Origin of the sequence: Microcoleus sp. w1-18aA5, from assembly GCF_036701705.1 — a bacterium.
Classification (GTDB): Bacteria; Cyanobacteriota; Cyanobacteriia; order Cyanobacteriales; family Microcoleaceae; genus Microcoleus.
In genome coordinates this window covers 1-20,294 of the sequence record NZ_JAUPTE010000101.1, presented here as the reverse complement: position 1 = coordinate 20,294, position 20,294 = coordinate 1, and the positions used below count along the sequence as shown (strand labels likewise).

The following is a 20,294-nucleotide window of genomic DNA, read 5'->3' as shown; positions in this document are numbered from 1 at the left end:
TCTGACCAGTTTTTTTTCAACAATTCTCTAAAAGCCTCTTGACAAAAGACTTACAGTCTTAACTTGTCACCAATGCTGTGGCGGTGCAAAATGTTATCGCCTCGCTTCCGAACATTGACAAAGAGTTAGCGGCTTCGGATCGCACATTCCGATCGCGCGATCGAACTGCGTCATTTTTAACAGCGCCGCCAAAGCTTCCGCAGTTTGAGTTTGCAGCCATCCCATCGCCACGATCGATCGCACCATAAACTCCCCATCCTTCACTTTCCTCAGCAACATCGGTAGCGCCACCGCAGAATCGCCCTTTCTCACAGCCCTTACCCGCCCGCAGCCTGTCTTGAGAATCCGAACTTTGCAGCGCTGCTGGGATTTCCCTAATTTCCCTCAGCCAATTTCCATATATTTTTGTTACTTTTATTTAAGATTTTAGCAAAAAGTGCCGGATTTTGGGAAAATAACAAAAAATTAAGTTATTAGAGTGTGTCTGCAAATTAACAGCCTCAAACTTCAACACCAGAAGAAGTTCAGGGAGCAATTGCTGAGTTCAAGCAATATTGGCAACGGCTAATCGACGATACTCTGGAAATGAATCAAAAGGTAAAAATGCCCCAGCAAGCAGTGATGAAGCTGTGAGAAAATAATTCAGAGATAGTTTACCTCGACGGGGCGGTAGCGAATTTGCGCTCGCCACAACCTGGCTAAAAACGAGATTAATTGCGGTTCTGTAGGATGTTATGTTTTTTTAGGTTGAGCTACTTAATTGTACTGTTTTGTTTCCCCACAGCTTTTCCCGATCGCCAATGCTTGAGAAGATCCCAAAAGATTCCGGTTGGAAGTTTATTGAGGAGTTGCCGCATTTAGGGAACTCCACTCGATCGCAAACATTCATAAAATTGCTACGATCGCAGAATCTGGAAAGTTCACTGATTGTCCACTTTTAACAGTACAATTAGCATAATTTATACGGGATTTCCCGTTTCAATCTTGTCCCCCACTAGGAAAGCTCGCAATCCCAAATAAGAATTTTAAAATCGATTGAGCGCGCCGACCGAGTTCGCGTAGAGATTATATCGGCAGGTAGATGACTCATTATCCATTTTGATATATATATATATATATATATATATTAAAAATAAAGGCAATATAACTATATTACGCCGCCAGGAAGCTATCTGGTCAAAAAAATGAGTCAGAATAAGTATCCCAAGAAATCTCGACCTAAAGCTGGTATCAAAACTGATAGAAAGCCGCACAACAATCAAAACGATTTATTTCCTGTAGTCGCAATAGGAGCATCTGCGGGTGGATTGGAGGCCTTTATCCAATTACTGAGCCATTTGCCGATCGATACCGGCATGGCGTTTATAATAATTCAGCATATGTTGCCGAATCAGGGAAGTGGGTTGAGTTTGATTCTGGCTCGATCGACCCTGATGCCCGTGCATGAGGTGACAGATGGGATGCTCATAGTACCGAATCAGGTATACGTTATCCCCGCGAATTTCAGCATGACCATCGAGCGATCAGTGCTGAAGCTAACGCCTCGCGGCAAACGAAAGGGGGTATTTATGTCCGTCGATATTTTTATGTTTTCCCTCGCCGAAGAACGGGGGAACAAATCCATCGGCGTCATTTTGTCCGGGGGCGATAGCGATGGTGCCCAAGGGTTAAAAGCGATTAAGGCCGCAGGCGGTATTACTTTTGCCCAATGTGAAGATACGGCACAAGTTAGCAGTATGCCGAATACTGCGGTGGCTACGGGTCAGGTAGACTTTATCTTGCCACCGCAAAAAATAGCCTATAAAATAGCAGAGATCGGCCGTCATCCCTACATGAGTGATCTGCCTTCGACAGAATCGACCAGCAGCGAGGATGCGATCGTAAGCGAAGATGCGATCGCAAGCGAAGATGCGATCGCAAGCGAAGATGCGATCGCAAGCGAAGATGCGATCACCTTGATCTACAGTTTGCTGCGGGCGGCTACAGGAGTTGACTTTACTCACTACAAGCAAACCACCTTGAAGCGACGGATACATCGGCGGATGTTGCTCTACAAGCTCGAACGGATCGAAAATTATGCCGAATATCTCCAAAACACCCCGGCAGAACTAACGGCGCTGTATCACGATGTCTTAATTCATGTCACCAGCTTTTTCCGCGACCCAGAAAGCTTTGAGGCCTTAAGCAGCACTGTTTTTCCCGCAATCGTCAAAGATAAATCGCCGAAAAAACCGATCCGAATTTGGATTGCCGGCTGTTCAACGGGTGAAGAAGCTTACTCGATGGCGATCTGCTTGCTAGAGTTTTTAGCAGCTCGATCTACTAACTTGCCGATTCAGATTTATGCCACAGACATCAGCGAAAATGCGATCGCGATCGCTCGCACTGGCTTTTATACCAATGCCCAAGTCGCCGATATTTCACCCGAACGCCTAAATCGGTTCTTTGTCCCAGTCGAGGGCGGATACCAAATCGCTAAGCCCGTGCGCGAACTCTGCGTCTTTGCTAGACAAAACCTGATCGCCGATCCGCCCTTTTCGCGGATGGATTTGATTACCTGTCGGAACGTGCTGATCTATCTGACACCCCTGTTGCAGAAAAAACTGCTGCCAATGTTCCACTATGGGCTTGGGCCCGCGGGCTTTTTGCTGTTAGGCACTTCGGAAACGGTTGGAGAGTTTTCATCAATATTGTTTGCGGTATTCGATAAAAAGAATAAAATTTATACTAAAAAACAGGTAACGCATTGGCTTAGCATGGATTTAAATGCTAGCAACTATCCTCTGACACCACCCAACCCACCAGCCCAGCACACGGAAAGATTGGAGGAAATCGAAATGGAGAAAGAGGCCGATCGCATTGTTTTGAATCACTATGCCCCTGTCGGGGTCGTGATTAATACAGCCAGCGAGATTCTGCAATTTCGAGGACAGACAAATGCCTACCTAGAACCGGCTCCCGGTAGAGCGAGCTTTAGCCTGCTGAGAATGGCAAAAGAAGGATTGCGCGTGGAACTGCGTACTGCAATTCAAGAAGCCTCACATCAGAAGCAGCCGATCGCACGGACAGGCTTCCAACTTAAAGACGGTACTCGCCTCCGGCAGGTCGGAATTAATGTGATTCCATTCCAAGCCGGCGCTGTGGCAAAAGACTATTTTTTAGTGTTGTTTCAAGAGGAGTCCCCGATCTCTGGAATGCCTACTGCTGCTAACGAGGAGAGAGTCAACTCTGATGCTTCACAGGGTGAAAGTGAGGAGATTGCAAGGCTGCTACAGGAACTGAAAACGACAAAGGAACATCTCGGAGCGATCGTCCAAGAACATCAAGCCGCTAATCAAGATTTGAGAGCCGCCAACGAAGAGATTTTGTCGAGCAACGAAGAGTTGCAAAGCATGAATGAGGAACTCGAAACGGCGAAAGAAGAGATTCAGGCAACAAATGAAGAACTCAACACGATTAATGACGAATTGCAGCGGCGCAATTTGGAATCGACTGAGGTGAGCAACGATTTAGAAAATCTCCTGACTAGCATCAATATTCCGATCCTGATGCTAGGAAATGACCTGCGAATCCGCCGGTTTACTCCCGCAATTGAAGGCATCTTCAACTTGATTTCTGCCGATGTCGGGCGGTGTTTGAGCGACATCACTCACAAGTTGATAGTACCAGACTTAGAGCAATGGATTTTAGGGGTGATCCGCACGCTCAATTTGAAAGTTCAGGAGGTTCAAGATCGAGACGGTCGTTGGTACGATTTGCATATTCGACCCTACCGGACGCTCGACCACAAGATTGATGGGGCTGTGCTGATGTTGGTGGATATCAACGAGCTAAAAGTCAGCGCCCAGCATTTGATGGAAGCGAAAAATTACGCCGAAACGATCGTGGAAACCGTGCGGGAACCATTGCTAGTGCTAGATCTCGATCTGCGGGCGCTCACTGCCAATCGTTCTTTCTACGAGACGTTTCAGGTGATGGCGAGCGAAACAGAGCACCGCTCATTTTTCGATCTCGGTAATGGACAGTGGAATATTCCCAAGTTGCGATCGCTCCTCAAAGAAATTCTGGCAGGCTGTCCCCAGTTTAAAGATTTTGAAGTCGAGCAGGACTTTGAACACATCGGGCATAAAATAATGCAGCTCAATGCCCGCAAAATGCCTCCGGTTGGCGATACACAGATGATTCTGCTGGCGATCGAGGATATCACCGACCAAAAACAGTACGAGAGAGAACGCAGCCTTCGGATTCAAGAACAATCGGCTCGTGCGGCTGCTGAGGAGGCCAACCGCGTCAAAGATGAGTTTTTGTCCGTCCTCTCTCACGAACTGCGGACGCCGCTGAATGCGATGATTGGCTGGGCACAGTTGCTGCGCCTGAAAAAATTTGACGAGGCTAAAACCCAGGAGGCGCTAAAAACGATCGAGCGCGCCGCCAAAGCACAAAACCAGCTCATCGATGACATCTTAGACGTTTCGCGGATTACCACAGGCCAATTTCGGCTCAATGCTTCTGAAATTGAGATCAATCCACTGGTTGAAAATGCGATCGGGGTGATTCGTTTCGCCGCAGAAGCCAAAAATATTCAAATTGAATGCAGGCTAAGTCCTTTAAAACCAAAGATTTTGGGCGATCCCAGTCGCTTACAACAAGTGGTGTGGAATCTACTTTCAAACGCGATTAAATTCACCCCAGCCGGAGGAAGAATTGAGATCGCATTAGACTACATGGATAGAATCGCTCAAATCCAAGTTAGCGATACTGGTAAAGGGATTTCCCCTGATTTTCTCCCCTATGTGTTCGATCGCTTCCGTCAGGCGGATAGTAGCTACTCTCGCAGAGACTCTGGATTGGGGCTAGGACTGTCGATCGTGCGTCATTTAGTAGAACTCCACGGCGGTACTGTTACTGCCACAAGTGCGGGTGAGGGACAAGGGGCAACGTTTACCGTGAGGTTGCCGCTACGAACAGATATCTCGTGATTGTTGACTGTTGATTGTTGACTGTTGATTGTGAGTCAAAAAAATGAAAATTGCGCGACTTATTTGTTGGCAGCTTAATTCGACTTGATCAGGACGATGAAGCGCGGATTTTCTATCATTCCGGCGCAACCGCAATTGATATTATTTCTAATCTTATCTCCTCATCTGATATCGTTTCCGGTTGCATCACAATAATAAAATCGAGTCAACATTTAACACTCAACCATTGAGCTTTTCCACCCCGCCTTCTACAGTCAACAGTCAACACTCATTGGGGTTGCATCACAATAATAAAATCGAGTCAACAATCAACCGTCAACCGTCAACCGTCAACAATGATAAGGAGTGCTACCGGAATCGATATAACTATTTAGCAACCTTAACCCCAGCGCCATCTTTAAGAAAACCAGCGCCACTAACAACCACCCGATCGCCCGCCTTCAAACCTTTTTTAACCACCACCTTAGCAGCAGTCAAATCGCCCACCGCACCCCCGGAAATTTCCCCTATTTCCACGGGTTGAGCCTGCACCTTGTCCTCGCCGACAAGTTTATAAACAATAGAACTGCCGTCAGGTTGCGGCAAAATAGCTTTAGCGGGGACTTTCAAACCTTGAGCCGTTGCCGTCGCAATGGATGCGCGCAAAAACATTCCCGATCGCAAAAACTCACTTGCCGGCAAATCAATCTTCACCGTAGCTTGCCGATTTTGCGGGTCAACTACCGGCGAAATCTCTCGCACAGTTCCTGACAACTTAATCCGCTTGTCAGAATCCGAAGTAATTTGCACTGCTGTTCCCGGCCGCACTTGCGAAACCTGACTTTCCGGTACTTTCAATTGCAGTTCCAGCTTGTTGCCGCGAATAATCGAAAATAGTTTTTGACTTCCCGAAGAAACATCGCCAACTCGACCAATTCTTTCAGCCACAGTACCACTATCCGGCGCTCGAACAATAGTTTGTTCTAATTGAGTTTGTAACTGTTTGACTTGTGCATCATTGCTGCGGACACTTGCTGCGTTATTTCCCACATTTGCTCTCGCACTGCTGACACTCGCTCCCGCCGTATTCACTTTAGCACGAGCGCTGCTGAGGGCTGCCCTAGCCGTACTGATATTAGCTTCTGCCGTAGCTACTTTAGCAAGAGAAGATTGCACTTCTTCTGCTGCTTTATTCTGTTCTTGTAAAGCTGTATTCAAGTCAGCTTTAGCTTTGTTCAAGTCTTGAACAGCAGTCTGCCGCTCTGTCTTGCGTCTTTCTAAATCTTGCCGACTAATTACTCCCTGAGAAGCCAAATCTTGGGTGCGATTTACTTCTCTTTGAGCTTGATCTAATTTAGCCTGAGCGGAGGCAATGCCGGCTTTAGCTTGAGTGACACCAGCTTTAGCTTGTTCTACACCTGCCCTTGCTTGCCCGACGCCTGTTTTGGCTTGCGCTGCGTCAGCGATGGCTTTTTCTACACCAGCTTGGGCTTGAGCAACGCCGGCTTGGGCTTCTTGTTGGGCTGACTCGGCTTGCTGTACCTGAGCTTCGGCTTGTTCTACCGTAGAATTGGCTGATTGTACTCCCGCAAGGGCTTCGGCAATTTGCGATCGTAGTACCGAATCGTCCAAAACCGCCATCGTCTGACCTTTTTCTACCGCATCCCCTTCATTCACTAACACCTGCTTGATTTGCAAACCGTTGGCTTGTGGTAGCACTGGCAGTAAGTCATAGGCTGCCACGGTACCCGTCGCTTCCAGAGTTTCACCCACCTGGGCAGATTCCACAGGCGCCACTGTCACCGTCGGAGCCATTGCCTGCTGAGTTGCCGATGGAATTGGAGCGGCAGGAGGCGAACTCTGATTGCCCCCAGTCAATTTTACTGCTAGTAACGTTGCAGCCACGCCAATCCCTGCGCCCGCCAACAAGGCAGGCCACCTGATTTCTTTGGGGGGCCCAACTTCCGTTGCTTCTGGTTCCCAAACTTGTTCCTCCTCGATTTCTGGAACTTCCAGCGCAACTTCTCGTTCATCATCCTCACCGGAGAATTGCCAGTGAGAGTTGTCTGAGACTTCACTTTCAGCTACATCCACTGCTGAGTTCCTGTCGTGCCCGCTCTCCACGGGGGTAAGGGGTTGCTTTTCTTCCGCTTCTGAAAAAACTTGATTGGTCACGGTAGTTCCTCTCGCCGCTATTAGCCTGTGGTTTTTTTATTGTAAAGAAAGATTGCGGTTTTTATATTTGATTCATTTTAGCGGATAGCCTCAGCAATCCCGCGTCCCCCTTTTGGGTGAGTGCGGCGTCATTTCACCCTACAATGGCGAATAGATCGGAGTTTGTGCGATCGATATTTAATTTGATCTGCGTGCGGGGCATACTGAATATTAGCGCGATGGGCGATCGTCGGGGCGATCGGGCTGGCATTGTCTCTCCCCAAGTGGTTTGGTCGTCACCTATCTATCAATGCTGAGAAAACTCAGTCTAATCTTGAACTGATTATTCCTAACTTCTACTCTCATGTGTTTACTGTATAATACGGCACATCTGCTGAAAAAATTGTGCCACTTTATTTAAAAAAAATCAAAATGAATAGTCTTTTTTCTCCCATCCAACAGTTTCTAATTACTTGGCTGCTAGTGCTAGTGACGGGATGGTTTACCCTGACTGCTGTCAGTTATGTTGGGGAACTGGTCAGCATTTTAGTAACAGCGGGACTCATTGCATTTTTATTAAATTATGCAGTAAAAAGACTGGAAGTATTTTTGCCGCGGGGAGTAGCTGCAGGACTGGTTTATTTAACTGCGGGTGTGATAGTAGTAGTAATCGGTTTAACTATTGTGCCGCCCGTGTTCAGCCAAGCGAGCCAGTTGGGGGTGAGGTTCCCGGATTTACTGGAGTCGGGGCGACTGCAGCTAGCTGAATTTCAAGCCTGGAGTGCCGAGCGCAATTTGCCGTTTAACGTGCAAATATTGGAGCAGCAGTTATCAGCGAAAGTGCAGGAACAAGTGCAGGCGCTCGCCGGTACGAGTTTAGGCTTAGTTGTCGGTACTGTTAACTGGTTTTTGGACTTGATTTTTATTGTGGTAATTTCCTTTTATATGCTCCTAGACGGGCAAAGAGTTTGGCAGGGTTTGACCAGTATTTTTTCCCCAGACATTCGCTATGTTTTAACAGAGACTTTGCAGCGAAACCTCCAGCGATTTGTATCGGGACAGTTATTGCTGGGACTCTTGATGGCCATCTCGTTGACTCTGGCTTTTTGGTGGCTGCAAGTTCCGTTTTTTCTGTTGTTTGCGGTATTTATAGGATTGACGGAAATAATTCCGTTTATTGGAGCAACTTTGGGAATTGGCACTGTTAGTATAATTGTAGCGTTTATTGATTGGTGGCTGGCGCTGCAAGTGTTGGTAGTGGCGATCGGTCTCCAGCAAATCAAGGATAATTTAGTAGCTCCCCGAATCATGGGCAATCTCACCGGATTAAGCCCGGTAATTATTTTCACAGCTTTGCTGTTAGGAGGTAGAGTAGGAGGATTGTTGGGAGTTATCCTGGCAATTCCGCTCACTGGAGTAGTAAAAAGTATAGTAGAAATTGTACTCAATCCCAAATTGCCACCCCAAACAGGCTCGTTTTTCTACAATCCTTTTAGCGGCGAGGAATTAGGGAAAATACCAGAAGATGAAAGTAGAATAATCTTGCTCGCAGATGAACAAAAGTAGTCTAATGTTTGTAGTAAGTAATTCAGTTGGGAAAACTTTTATAAGTCAGCAATTAACTTTTGGCTGCTGAGTCCATTAAGAAAAGACTAAAGTCTATACAAAGAACTTTAGTTTTGATTACTAGCCCACTTAAAACCTCAAACCTAAAAACTTATGAAATGGTGGCAAAATCTTAGAAACAATCCTCTAGCTCGGTTGGGAGCCGTGCTGCTGTTAATTTTTTATACAGTCGCACTTTTGGCCGAATTTGTGGCACCTTACGACCCCTACGACTCTCAATTAAACGGTTCATTGCTGCCGCCCACTCAGATTTATTTAAGCACCCAAGATGGGCGCTTTATCGGGCCCCACGTTTATCCGACTACTCAGGGCCCGGTGGATGCTAATACCGGCGCTCGTGAGGTAATTGTAGACTGGCAAAAACCCTCTGCTATCGGTTTGTTTGTCAAAGCTTCCCCCTATAAGTTTTTAGGAGTTTTGCCACTAGACAGGCACTTGTTTGGTACTACAGGAGGAGGTCAAATTAACATTTTAGGCACGGACGAACAAGCTCGCGATCAATTCAGTCGCTTAGTACACGGCAGCAGAATTAGCCTCAGCATCGGTTTAGTTGGCATAGCAATTTCTTTCCCATTGGGATTATTGATCGGAGGCATATCTGGTTATTTCGGCAGTTGGATTGACAGTATTTTAATGCGCTTCGCCGAAGTATTGATGACGATTCCCGGTCTTTATTTATTAGTAGCGCTAGCAGCAGTATTGCCACCAGGATTGACAAGTGCTCAGCGATTTATATTGATTGTGCTGATTACTTCATTTATCAATTGGGCGGGTTTGGCGCGGGTAATTCGCGGTCAGGTACTGTCAATTAAACAACGAGAATTTGTGCAAGCGGCGCGGGCAATGGGTGCTAACCCAATTTATATTATTGTCCGCCACGTGTTGCCACAAACTGCTACTTATGTAATTATTTCTGCTACTTTGGCGGTTCCGGGTTTTATTGTGGCGGAGTCGGTTTTGAGTTTAATTGGCTTGGGAATTCAACAGCCCGATCCTTCTTGGGGAAATTTACTATCCCTGTCTACTAATGCTTCAATTTTAGTCTTGCAGCCTTGGTTGGTTTGGCCTCCGGCGATACTGATTATTTTGACTGTTTTGGCGTTTAATTTATTGGGGGATGGGTTGCGGGATGCTCTCGATCCGAGAAGCATTCAAAGGTAATTGGGAGTTAGTAATTTTTAGTTTCCAGGCAGAGCCGGTGTAACAGTTATGCACCGTAATTTTGCGGATTAACAGGTAAGCGAATGGTAAAAGTAGAACCAACACCCTCCTGACTTTTTACTGCTATATTGCCACCCATCATTAGGCAAAAACGCTGGCTGATTGCCAGTCCCAAACCGGTGCCGCCGTACTTGCGGGTAGTGGAAGCGTCGGCTTGGGTAAAGGGTTGGAAAATGTGCTGCAACTGGTCGGGAGTCATCCCAATTCCTGTATCTGTACAATTAACAACTAAAAATTCTTTACTAGCAATTGAAGATTGAGAACTTGCCGCAGGTTCAGAAGTGTTTTCTTGTTTTGCTTCGCTGCTGTCGTCGGCAATTTTTTCTCGGCTGGCTGTGAGGGTAATTGTACCGTTTTGAGTGAATTTGGCGGCATTGCTCAGCAAATTCAATAAAATCTGCTGCACTTTGGTAATGTCACCGTGCATAGTGCCGATATTCGTAATTTGATCCAAGTTTAGAGTATTGCCGTTTTTCTCAATTAGCGGCGTGGCAGTAGATGCTACTTCTTCAATCAAGGCGGCGATGTCGAAGGTTTCTAAGTAAAGATCCATGCGGCCGGCTTCGATTTTAGAAATGTCAAGAATGTCGTTAATTAGCGATAGCAAGTGTCGGCCGGAAGTGCGAATTTTGTCTAAATCTGGGGTGAGTTCATCGTAACCCAATTCTTCGGTTTCTTCTTGGAGCATTTCGCTGTAGCCGATGATGGCATTCAGAGGTGTTCGCAGTTCGTGGCTCATGTTTGCCAAAAATGCGCTTTTTGCGGTGGAAGCTGCTTCGGCTGCTTCTACGGCGAGTTGCAAGGCGGATTCAAAGACTTTTCGATCGCTAATATCCTCGACGCTGCCTTCATAGTAGAGTACCTCGCCGTCGGCGTCGCACACTGCACGCGCACTTTCGGAAATCCAAATTATCTTGCCGTCAACGCGGTAAACTTGTGACTCAAACCCCGAAACTTCTCCGAATTCTTCCATCACCTGCATAAACTTGTCCCCCTGCTGAGGATTGACGTAAGCTTGCTGCCTGATGTTTGTGAGATTTGATGTCAATTCTTCGGGAGTGGCGTAGCCATAGATGCGGGCTAAAGCTGGATTTACGCTCAAGAAGTGACCTTGGGGGGTTCTTTGAAAAATGCCTTCGACGGCATTTTCAAAGATGCTACGATATTTTTGTTCTGCTTGACGCAAAGCGCTTTGTGTACGATCGCGCTCGCTCGCTTCGAGCGCCAATGATACCAAATCTGCTAGGGAAGCAGCAAAATTTTGTTCGTCTAATGTCCAGTTACGAGGAGTTCCCACTTGTTCGATACAGATGACTCCGACGGTTTGTCCTCCCAGCCGCACCGGCGCATCTAAGGTTGATGTAGTCCCCACTTTTGCAAAGTAAGATTCGGCAAATTCTCTGGTTCTCACATCTGAGAGTGCGTCATCGGCTGCGATCGTCCGGTGTTCTTCCAAAGCTTTAAAATAAGCTGGATAGTCTGCTGCTGCGAGTTCATTACCCTGGGAATGCTGGTGGTTGCTGCGGTAAAATTGGTCGAGACATTGCAGTTTCGATCGGCTTTCATCGTACAACCATGCTCCGGCTCGTTCTGCATCTAGGGTATGAGCCGCCGCTTCGGTGATTTGCCTCAAAGCTACCTTTAAATCACCTCGATAAAGTGCTTTATTTCTTGCCAATTCTACTAAAACCGTATTTTGTTTGAGCAATTGTTTTTGCCTTTGCCGTCGCGCCGATTCTGCTCGCTTCTGTTCGGTAATGTCGCGGATTACGCAAATTACGGATTCTTCTGAAAGTGGCGAAATGCTGGCAGCAAAACAAACTTCGCGGTCGTCAATGGTTAAATCGTACTCGATGCTGACAGTTTGCTGAGTATCTAAAGCTGCTCGGATGTGGTTGATAAAATTGTCGGCTGTAGCTTGTGGAAACACATCTGTGACTGTTTGGCCAACTAATTCTTCGATTGGTTTATAGAGCAGAGAAAGATTTGTGGGCGCGATTTTTAAATAGCGACCGCTGGCATCCACAACTATAATTAATTCGTTCATAGCTGCGAACAAAGCCCGCAACTCTGCTTCGGCGGCTTCGAGTTCGGCAGTCCGCTCTGCTACTCGCTGTTCTAAACTAGAGTTTGTTTGTTCTAGGGCAACAAAAGACGCTCGCAATTGTCGCGCCATTTGGTTGAAAGACTGAGCTAGGAGACCGATTTCTTTGACTCCTTGAACTTCGACTTGGCCGTCTAATTCTGGGGAGGTGAAGTCGGATGATTCCGACATTTTTTTTAAAGCTTTGGAAGCTTCCAGCAATCGGGTAATCGGTTTGACAACCCAGCGAGAGGTGAAAATTCCGAGTACGATCGCCAGTACGAAGGCAAAAAAGCACAATAAAATAGTTGTGCGAGTGTTAGCGTTAATTTGCTCCATAAAGTCGGCTTCCGGGATGGCGACTACAATCAGCCAATCGAGGCCGCGACCGTCTTGCAGGGGAACAACGGTAATGAATTGACGTTTGCCGTCTATCTCGAAGGTAAACTGTCCTTTGCTGTCAATTTGTTCAAAACTACCAAATCGTTTTTGCAAGTATGTGGAGGCCGATCGAATTAGCAAATTTTTGCTCTGTGTCGCCAACAGCCGTTTTTGTTCGCCTTTGTCGGTGACAAAGGGCAATTCGTCTGTGGAACTGGCGACTATTTCCCCGCTGCGTTCGATCGCAAAAACTTGTCCTGACGGGCTAATTTTAATGCTTTTAAGAAAATCGCTGATTTGAGAAAGAGTCAGGTCAATTGCCAGTACCCCCTGCAGGTTTCCTGTTTCATTGTAAATAGGCCTCACCGGCGTAATCCCCAGAACTGGCGAGGCTGCGAAGGGGTAGATGGGAGACCAAGAGGCTTTTCCTGACTGTTTGGCAGCTTTGTACCACGGTCTAGTACGGGGGTCATAGGGGACGGTTTGGATTAGCTCAGTGCGATTTCCTTGGCTATCTAGGCGATAAATTTCGCGGTTTGGAGCGGTTGATTCGTCTCTGATGTATACTAAGTTTTCTGCTTCTCGCTTGAGCAAGAGGAATTTTCCCTGTTCGTCACCGTAGTAGATGGTTGTATTTCGATCGCTCAGCTTGGTCTGGTTCCACAAATAGCGCTCTAAGTTGGGGAGGTCTTCCGGGTCTAAGTTTCCAGAGGCGATGGCAGCACTATTCATTTGCAGGAACAGGTGAGACACATCCCCAAAACTGCGGAAATTTTCTTTCGTCCTCGCTGCAACTTCCAAGCTTAACCTCGTAGCAAGGTCATTAACAGCTTTCTGGCCGTTGCGAAACGACAGCCATCCAGTCACGCCCACTGCTACGGAGATTTGCACCACCAGCGGTATCAACAAAACTAGGCTCAGTGACATCTTGGGCGAGCTTTTCATCACACAACTGCTCAGACTTTTCAATAACATCAATATTTTGACAGATACCGACTTTGCGTATGCTTGTTGTAAATTCCCTGAACCTAAGCTACCACTAATCTCGGCGGTATTTGAGAAAACCTAGCAACTTGGTGGCTCCAAAAATACCACTGCTATTCTCTTGTCAGTTGAGTTGAGGGTGGCGAGGCGGACAACTGTAAGTAATTTAACAATCTTTAGAAAGTAGGTTGGGTTTCGTACCTCCACCCAACCTACGTGAAAATACTGCTGGAAAAATACCGATCATTGTTGAGGATTACGATTGCGATAAATGTAAACAATTTAACAATCTTCCCTTTGAAAATTTGCTATTAATAAAATAAGTTGGCAAAATCCAGAGCAAACTATCGGGAAAAATTTAAGCGTAGGCGATTTTGCGCCAACGATAAATTTGAGTGTTTTCAGCTTTTTGGACGATCGACATTTGGGCAAAATAATACTTCTGGAGGATGACATGAACTATACATTTGAAATCCTGGGCGTATCTCCAACTTTAACGTTTTTCAACCAGCAGCAGGAATTGCTGCAACAACGGCAGCCTTCCGGTGTAGAATACTTGGCAAACCGAAAGTGCACTCTCGATGCGTTTGTGGCATCCGTAGAGAAAGTTTCTCCTAACCGCGGCTGGGATGTCGATCGAGTTGTAAACACCGTGATTAGTTTCTGGATGAACAATTCCGATAGCATCCAGTATTGGAGACACAGGCTGCAGGATGCCGGCAGCGAAAACTTGTTAGTAGCCAGAGTAGGCGATATCAAGTCTTTGCAAGCTGCATTTGAATCACTGCTAGGGGAATAAGAAAATCGGGAATTGCGAAAAAGTCGATCGGCTTTTTCGCAAAAATCAACTCAACTGTCTATTATTCATTCCCAATTCCCCTGATTCGCGACACAGAAGTCGCAGATATAAAATATCTGTTTCTTCCATCATCCATCATCCATCATCCACCTGCCTTGAAAATCTGCCTAATGACTAATGACTAATGACTAATGACTAACGACTAATGACTAATGACTAATGACTAATGACTAATGACTGATTTCTTCACAATTCCCAAATATTATGTCTCGTTCCAAAGCCCTGCAATCTTATATTTTTCTCCGCTTGCTTCTGGCACCGCTAATGTTGTGGACAATCACCACAGCAGTATTTTTATTGTTGCGCGCTACTCCAGGCGACCCCATAGATGCCATTCTCGGCTCACGAGCTCCCGCAGCCGCCAAAGAAGCAATGCGAACTCAACTCGGCCTCGACGCACCCCTGTGGCAGCAATATCTCAACTACATGAAAGACTTATTCAGTCTGAACTTGGGAACATCCATCACCACTCGCGGACAAACCGTGTGGCAAATTATCGGAGACTATTTCCCCGCTACAGTCGAATTAGCAGTTTGTAGCATGGCCATAGCTTTAATTGTCGGCATCAGTATCGGTTCCCTGGCAGCATCCCGCCCCAACACTATTTTCGATGCTGTCGGTCGTTTGTTTGGCATTATCACTTACTCGCTGCCCGCTTTTTGGGCCGGCATGGTTTTGCAATTAATTTTCGCGGTGCAGTTGGGATGGTTCCCCTTGGGAACTCGCTTTCCCGTCACATTCCCCGCCCCCGAAGGCTACACAGGACTATACACTATTGACAGTCTCCTGAGCGCTAACCCTGGTCAGTTTCTCACATCTTTGCATTATTTGGCACTTCCGAGTTTGACCTTGGGGATTCTTTTGAGTGGCATTTTCGAGCGCATTGTCAGGGTGAATCTCAAGCAAACTTTGCAAGCAGATTATGTCGAAGCAGCTAGAGCTAGAGGCATTCCAGAATTCCAGATTTTATGGGCTCACGCTCTGAAAAATGCACTAATTCCGGTGATTACTGTCTTAGGATTGACTTTTGCTGCACTCTTGGGCGGTGCTATTTTAACAGAGGTTACTTTTTCTTGGCCGGGGTTGGCAAATCGTCTTTACGAAGCGATTAGCTTGCGGGATTATCCAACTGTTCAAGGTATTGTGGTGTTTTTTGCGGCAATTGTCGTAATTGCCAGCATTGTAATTGATATTTTGAACGCTTACGTTGACCCGCGAATTCGGTACTAAAAATATCAAGGAAGAAGGGCAACGGATGCGCGACTGTTGCACTTTCGCCTTTTTCTACCTGTACTTTCTGTCTGCGCGAGATGTTGCAGCCAGCGGTGGGCCTGTAGAAGCAGTTGTCAAAAAGATCGATCGGCTTTTAGAGTGACGACACTTGGCAATTTATGGGCAATACTGGAGAAAATAAAATTATACATTTGAGGAAACGCTGATGAGATTATTGCGAACAATCGCCGCTCTATCGGCGGCCTTGACCCCACTGATGGCTGAAGCTGCCTTTAGCCGTCCCATGCCGGGAACAGCCGATTTTCCCAGAGCCTCAAACCCCGATGTAAATGTGCCGGTTTGCTTCATCGAAACGCGAGGCGGCACAACTTTTGATTTAGTCAGCTTGTGCGGCAGCAATGCTTCTCCCCAAAACACTAATCCGGTTGCGGGCAACCCCGCCAATGCTCCTGCAAATAACCCCAATGCAGGCACTCCTCCGCCTCCTCCCCCGAACCCCAACGCCATCACCAGAGATGCTGTCGGCACCCCGATAACTACTCCAACAGGCACGGCAAATCCCAACAATCCCAACAATGCCAATCCGGGAACTTCGCCCGCAGGTACTCCCAATGCCAATCCGGGAACTTCGCCCGCAGGTACTCCCAATGCCAATCCGGGAACTTCACCCGCAGGTACTCCCAATGCCAATCCGGGAACTTCACCGAGTACCAATCCCAATAATCTCAATCCGGGAAGTTCGCCCTATATCACTCCCAATAATGCCAATCCGACAACTTCGCCGAATACCAATCAGAATAATCTCAATCCGGGAAGTTCGCCGAGTACCAGTCCCAATAATAGTGCGTCTCCCACGGGTGGAACTGCTGGCGACAGCAACAGCGATTTAGTTCCCAATCCCAATCTCAATCTTCCGAGAGTGCCGCCGAGTTCCTTTAGCCCCGGAGGCCTTGCACCGACTAGAGATGCGATTGATGGCCCCCGCTAGTAATAGGCGAAGTGTCAGAACTTTCATCACAGAAACCGGGTTTCTCGGAAATGTTCTCTTTTTCATGGATATTTCACCCGCGAGAAAGCCGGAATATTTATTTGCCTGCATAATATTAATGTCAGGTGCGATCGCCCTATTTTGTAGCAGAGTAGCGAAATAAAAGTTAAGCTAAGAACTTGTAGACGCTATTAGCCAAGCACTCTTTTAAAACTGGACAACCAGGTAGAAGCAGTGATAGATAGCTAGCTTTAATCCGTCACAGGATTAGTTATCAGCACAGGTTAAAATTATTACCAGGCGGGTGCTTGCCAGCTCCAAGTTCTCAAGCTAAACCATTCAACAGGCATATTTTTGTTAAGCCAGTGTGGTTGGGAAAGTACCGGCTGATAACATTAGCGAGACAAAATTAACCCGATTATTCGGAGGCTCTTCATGAGCAAAATATTTGTTTTAATAAATTGAAACAAAATTGCTCTAGACCCGCTCGCACTTGAGGAGGACATCTAGTGTCAAACTTAGTTCAACGTTTAGAAATAACCGCTCATCCGCAACTGGAAAAATCCCTCGGCTATCGAGGAGATAGTCGCTGGGTAGCTTGGCGCTGGGAACCCGACATCGACCAACTTATTTCCAGCGACGGCAAAACAGTCGGCACGGGCAATAATATGGCTTGGCTGGTGTTTTTGCAGCACGATTTAGTCGATCCTGCGGTACAAGAGTACAACCTCGGCGAGGGCGATCGCTACTGGCTGCTTTTAGACACCGCAACTAGAAATCTCTACGTCGGCGAAGGGAAAACAGTTCAAAGTCTGCTCGAACAGCCGGAAAGTTTAGGTTTATTGGCCTGTCTCGATGGCGGGAATGCCGATCGCACTGGTGAAACTTGGCAGCAAACCCTATCTCAACTAACAGCAAAACCAGTTGTTCGCCACCTCACAAATGCCCTTCCTTTCGGTATCGCGGCCGCTTTGATAGGTGCTTTAGGCATCGGCACCGGATTGTGGGTAGTGCCAACTGTGCAGCAGAAACTAGCCGAAAAAACAGCTTTTATTTCCCCAATTAGTTCTGGCGCCAACTGCGGGCTTGGCGGTTCCGACGATTTTTCAGCTTATATCGGTTCGTCAAGCGGAAATAAAGAACTTCATTTAATAGGCGTTTACGAAGCCAATGCGGATCACAAGAACCGAGATTTATCTAAAAGTGCGTTAGCGAAGCCCTCGGAGAGGATCGAAGTCAAAGTAGAACGCCGAAACAAGCCAATAATTCTCGCGCTTTCAGCTTATGAACCCGTGCAATGGAACATTACCGCAGAACCGGGCGCAGTAATCGAAAAAATCATTGTTAACGGATACCACAACCAAACTGTTTCAGGAGTTTCGGGAATTCCAATTGAAGAGCACAGCTACGAAGAAACCGGAGACAATCTCGGCGACTTTATCTACAAGTGGGGTGCTACCGCTGACAGTTCCAATACTTCTTCCCTCGTGACTAAATTGGAACAGAGAAACAGCACCAGTTTAACTTCTTTTCAAGGATGCTACAGAGGTAAGAACTTTAGTATTAATTGACAGCAGCGACAGAGGGCGACAAGTTATACCATTTTCGATTTGCTGGGAATAACTGATTCGATAGGGGTTTAGAACTTGTTACTGTTCCGTTCTTTTTTTTAACTGGTGCTAAAACCTATCCCCCTAAAATCATAAAACCCGCGTCTGCGGGTTTTTTATTGAGAGTTTAACTTATTGGCATCTCTATGGTATGATATCCGGTGGCGTCATTACCAATTCCCAATTCTCACAACAATATTAATAGATTTCTTATGAAATACTGGTACGAAACGCTCGCAGTAGCGCAGCGAATTTTAATTGAATTGGGGAGGCGGCGACGCAGCTTAGTCTTGTGGAGTATTTTTCCAGTTTCTATCTTGCTAATTAACGGTTTAATTTTAAAAGAACGCGCTAATCTCAGCACAGCAAAAGCCTTTGAAGTTGCTGCACCGGCAAGCTTAGTAGGAGCGGCTTTATTTTTTAGCTGTCTCGGTGGTAGCGTAGCAACAGTAGTAGCAGAGCGAGAACAGCATACCCTCAAACGCTTGTTTATTTCCCCGCTGAGCGGCACTTCCTACTTTTTAGGAATTTTCCTGGCTCACAGTTGTATCGGCATCGGTCAGGTCATTTTAGTATACACGATCGCCTCTTGTTTAGGAGCAAAATTTCAAGGCTCAATCCTGTTAGGATGTGCGATTATTCTGCTCAGTATTGTATCTTATGTAGGTGTAGGCTTTATTCTCGGCACCCAGTTTGCGAGGCGCACTGAAGATGTCAACTCGCTAGTAGCGGCTTTCGGCGTTCCTTTGTTGATTTTAGGAGGCGCATTTTTGCCTACTTCGCTGTTTCCCAAAAGTCTGCTGGATCTCGCCCAGTATAACCCAGTTTATCACATGAACGAAGCGCTGATGGGTGTGTGGGCTGACGGCAAAGATTTGGCTGATATTGCAGAACACTTTTGGTATTTATTCATATTTTCTATTGCCATGATTGTAGGTGGATGGCTTTCTTACCGCAGGATGCTGAGAGTAGAAAGAAGACTTTAAAACTATCTCATTATGTCCTAATTCTTCATCTCTCTCTTCTCTTACTCTGCGGTTTAATCGTTCAGAAACAACCGTAAATATATAAAATAATACGGAGAATTAAAGCAGTGCTGCAAATTGAAAATTTAAATAAGTCTTACGGCGAGCGTTCAGTGCTTAAAGATTTAACACTGCACATTCAAGCTGGAGAAATTTACGGTTTGCTCGGATCAAACGGGGCAGGAAAAACTACTACTATCAATATTTTATGTAATTTGCTAAATGCCGATAGCGGTCAAGTTTCTATCAATGGCGAACCTGTTTCCGAAGCTACAAAATTGTTAATAGGTGTAGCGCCCCAAGAAAATTTGCTTTACAAAAGCCTTAGCTGCGAAGAAAACCTCAACTTTTTTGCTCAAATTTACGGCTTAGAGCGCAAACAGCGCCGCTATCAAGTAAGACAGTGTTTGAAAGCAGTAAATTTGACAGATAGAGCTACAAGCCCCGTGGAAACTTTGAGCGGAGGAATGCAGCGCCGTTTGAATATTGCGGTAGCTTTGGTACACCAGCCTAAGTTAGTAATTTTAGACGAACCGACAACGGGTTTAGATATTGAGGCCCGCTATGAAATTTGGGAGTTAATTCAGCGATTGCAATCGGAAGGAATTACAATTTTGCTGACAACTCACTTGTTGGATGAAGCTGAGCGGCTGTGTCACAGGATTGGGATTTTAAAGAATGGCAGTATTGTGGCGGAGGGCAGTTTGGAGGAGTTGCAAAAACTGATTCCGGCCCAAGAGATTATCGTCGTAAAAACCGAGGAAGAAGCTGAAGTCATCGCCCGCGCTAAACAATACAGTTTCATTCCCCGCCGCTACGGTAGCGATTTAGCTTTTTGGCTGCCGGAACGTTTAGAATTAAAAGAGATTATTCTGCTGTTCGATGGGATTTCTATTGATTCAATCGCTCGGTATCCGGTGCGGTTAGAACATATTTATGTCGAAGTCACCAAACAAACTGCATCTTAAATATGCGTCCATCAGCGTACATCCGCCCGGTGCGCTTCAAAAACCAAAGAAACCGGGTTTTTTGCCATTTTTGGCGACTGTAACGCACTATCTCGCAAAAACCCGGTTTCTGACCACCCTAACGGGTTTAAGTAGGTCGGCGCAAAAAAACCGAACTATGTTAAGATAAGTAAACAAAGAGAATATATCTACTGAGGTAACTAA

14 protein-coding genes are annotated in these 20,294 nt (G+C 46.3%); 11 read left to right on the top strand and 3 right to left on the bottom strand.

What is annotated here, in order from left to right:
• Positions 1-93: 93 nt before the first annotated feature.
• Positions 94-312, bottom strand: coding sequence for a hypothetical protein (locus Q5691_RS24905; protein WP_333347750.1), 219 nt, complete (start codon positions 310-312; stop codon positions 94-96).
• Positions 313-1,184: 872 nt separating this feature from the next.
• Here Q5691_RS24905 and Q5691_RS24900 point away from each other — a divergent pair.
• Positions 1,185-4,979, top strand: a complete 3,795-nt coding sequence (locus Q5691_RS24900) for a chemotaxis protein CheB (protein ID WP_333347748.1) — start codon at positions 1,185-1,187, stop codon at positions 4,977-4,979.
• 366 nt (positions 4,980-5,345) lie between these two features.
• On the opposite strand, the gene Q5691_RS24895 is transcribed toward Q5691_RS24900, so the two are convergent.
• The gene (locus tag Q5691_RS24895; RefSeq protein WP_333347745.1) at positions 5,346-7,133 is read right to left on the bottom strand and encodes an efflux RND transporter periplasmic adaptor subunit; all 1,788 of its coding nucleotides are present in this window, start codon (positions 7,131-7,133) and stop codon (positions 5,346-5,348) included.
• Positions 7,134-7,276: 143 nt separating this feature from the next.
• Here Q5691_RS24895 and Q5691_RS24890 point away from each other — a divergent pair, with 143 nt between their 5' ends.
• The 3 genes from Q5691_RS24890 to Q5691_RS24880 all read left to right on the top strand — a co-directional run bounded on the left by Q5691_RS24890 (position 7,277) and on the right by Q5691_RS24880 (position 9,899).
• The gene (locus Q5691_RS24890; protein ID WP_333212218.1) at positions 7,277-7,429 is read left to right on the top strand and encodes a hypothetical protein; all 153 of its coding nucleotides are present in this window, start codon (positions 7,277-7,279) and stop codon (positions 7,427-7,429) included.
• A gap of 115 nt (positions 7,430-7,544) precedes the next feature.
• The gene (locus tag Q5691_RS24885; protein ID WP_333347741.1) at positions 7,545-8,678 is read left to right on the top strand and encodes an AI-2E family transporter; all 1,134 of its coding nucleotides are present in this window, start codon (positions 7,545-7,547) and stop codon (positions 8,676-8,678) included.
• 153 nt (positions 8,679-8,831) lie between these two features.
• Positions 8,832-9,899, top strand: coding sequence for an ABC transporter permease (locus tag Q5691_RS24880; RefSeq protein ID WP_333212214.1), 1,068 nt, complete (start codon positions 8,832-8,834; stop codon positions 9,897-9,899).
• A 46-nt stretch (positions 9,900-9,945) separates the two neighbouring features.
• Here Q5691_RS24880 and Q5691_RS24875 read toward each other — a convergent pair whose 3' ends face one another.
• Complete coding sequence (locus Q5691_RS24875; protein WP_333212213.1) at positions 9,946-13,368, bottom strand: PAS domain S-box protein; 3,423 nt, start codon at positions 13,366-13,368, stop codon at positions 9,946-9,948.
• Positions 13,369-13,861: 493 nt separating this feature from the next.
• Between Q5691_RS24875 and Q5691_RS24870 the strand changes: the two genes are divergently transcribed.
• The 7 genes from Q5691_RS24870 (at position 13,862) to Q5691_RS24840 (ending at position 20,090) form a co-directional block, all read left to right on the top strand.
• Entirely contained in the window at positions 13,862-14,206 is a 345-nt protein-coding gene (locus Q5691_RS24870; RefSeq protein ID WP_333212211.1) for a hypothetical protein, read from the top strand.
• A gap of 264 nt (positions 14,207-14,470) precedes the next feature.
• A complete protein-coding gene (locus Q5691_RS24865) occupies positions 14,471-15,496 on the top strand; it encodes an ABC transporter permease (RefSeq protein ID WP_333212209.1) in 1,026 nt (341 codons plus the stop codon).
• Positions 15,474-15,641, top strand: a complete 168-nt coding sequence (locus tag Q5691_RS24860; RefSeq protein ID WP_333086240.1) for a hypothetical protein — start codon at positions 15,474-15,476, stop codon at positions 15,639-15,641. The genes Q5691_RS24865 and Q5691_RS24860 overlap by 23 nt, the downstream gene beginning before the upstream one ends.
• A 63-nt stretch (positions 15,642-15,704) precedes the next feature.
• Entirely contained in the window at positions 15,705-16,487 is a 783-nt protein-coding gene (locus Q5691_RS24855) for a hypothetical protein (protein ID WP_333212207.1), read from the top strand.
• 509 nt (positions 16,488-16,996) lie between these two features.
• Positions 16,997-18,058 carry a hypothetical protein gene (locus Q5691_RS24850; protein WP_333347738.1) on the top strand — a complete coding sequence of 354 codons (1,062 nt, stop codon included), beginning with the start codon at positions 16,997-16,999 and terminating at the stop codon, positions 18,056-18,058.
• Positions 18,059-18,309: 251 nt separating this feature from the next.
• Positions 18,310-19,083, top strand: coding sequence for an ABC transporter permease (locus Q5691_RS24845; RefSeq protein ID WP_333347735.1), 774 nt, complete (start codon positions 18,310-18,312; stop codon positions 19,081-19,083).
• 107 nt (positions 19,084-19,190) lie between these two features.
• Positions 19,191-20,090, top strand: a complete 900-nt coding sequence (locus Q5691_RS24840; protein WP_333347732.1) for an ABC transporter ATP-binding protein — start codon at positions 19,191-19,193, stop codon at positions 20,088-20,090.
• Positions 20,091-20,294 lie beyond the last annotated feature (204 nt).

Excerpts from the sequence above, each read along its gene's own strand:
- Q5691_RS24855 (WP_333212207.1), top strand. The coding sequence starts at position 15,705 with ATGAGATTATTGCGAACAATCGCCGCTCTATCGGCGGCCTTGACCCCA.
- Q5691_RS24880 (WP_333212214.1), top strand. The coding sequence starts at position 8,832 with ATGAAATGGTGGCAAAATCTTAGAAACAATCCTCTAGCTCGGTTGGGA.
- Q5691_RS24885 (WP_333347741.1), top strand. The coding sequence starts at position 7,545 with ATGAATAGTCTTTTTTCTCCCATCCAACAGTTTCTAATTACTTGGCTG.
- Q5691_RS24865 (WP_333212209.1), top strand. The coding sequence starts at position 14,471 with ATGTCTCGTTCCAAAGCCCTGCAATCTTATATTTTTCTCCGCTTGCTT.
- Q5691_RS24845 (WP_333347735.1), top strand. The coding sequence starts at position 18,310 with ATGAAATACTGGTACGAAACGCTCGCAGTAGCGCAGCGAATTTTAATT.
- Q5691_RS24870 (WP_333212211.1), top strand. The coding sequence starts at position 13,862 with ATGAACTATACATTTGAAATCCTGGGCGTATCTCCAACTTTAACGTTT.
- Q5691_RS24890 (WP_333212218.1), top strand. The coding sequence starts at position 7,277 with ATGGCGAATAGATCGGAGTTTGTGCGATCGATATTTAATTTGATCTGC.
- Q5691_RS24875 (WP_333212213.1), bottom strand. The coding sequence starts at position 13,368 with ATGAAAAGCTCGCCCAAGATGTCACTGAGCCTAGTTTTGTTGATACCG.
- Q5691_RS24900 (WP_333347748.1), top strand. The coding sequence starts at position 1,185 with ATGAGTCAGAATAAGTATCCCAAGAAATCTCGACCTAAAGCTGGTATC.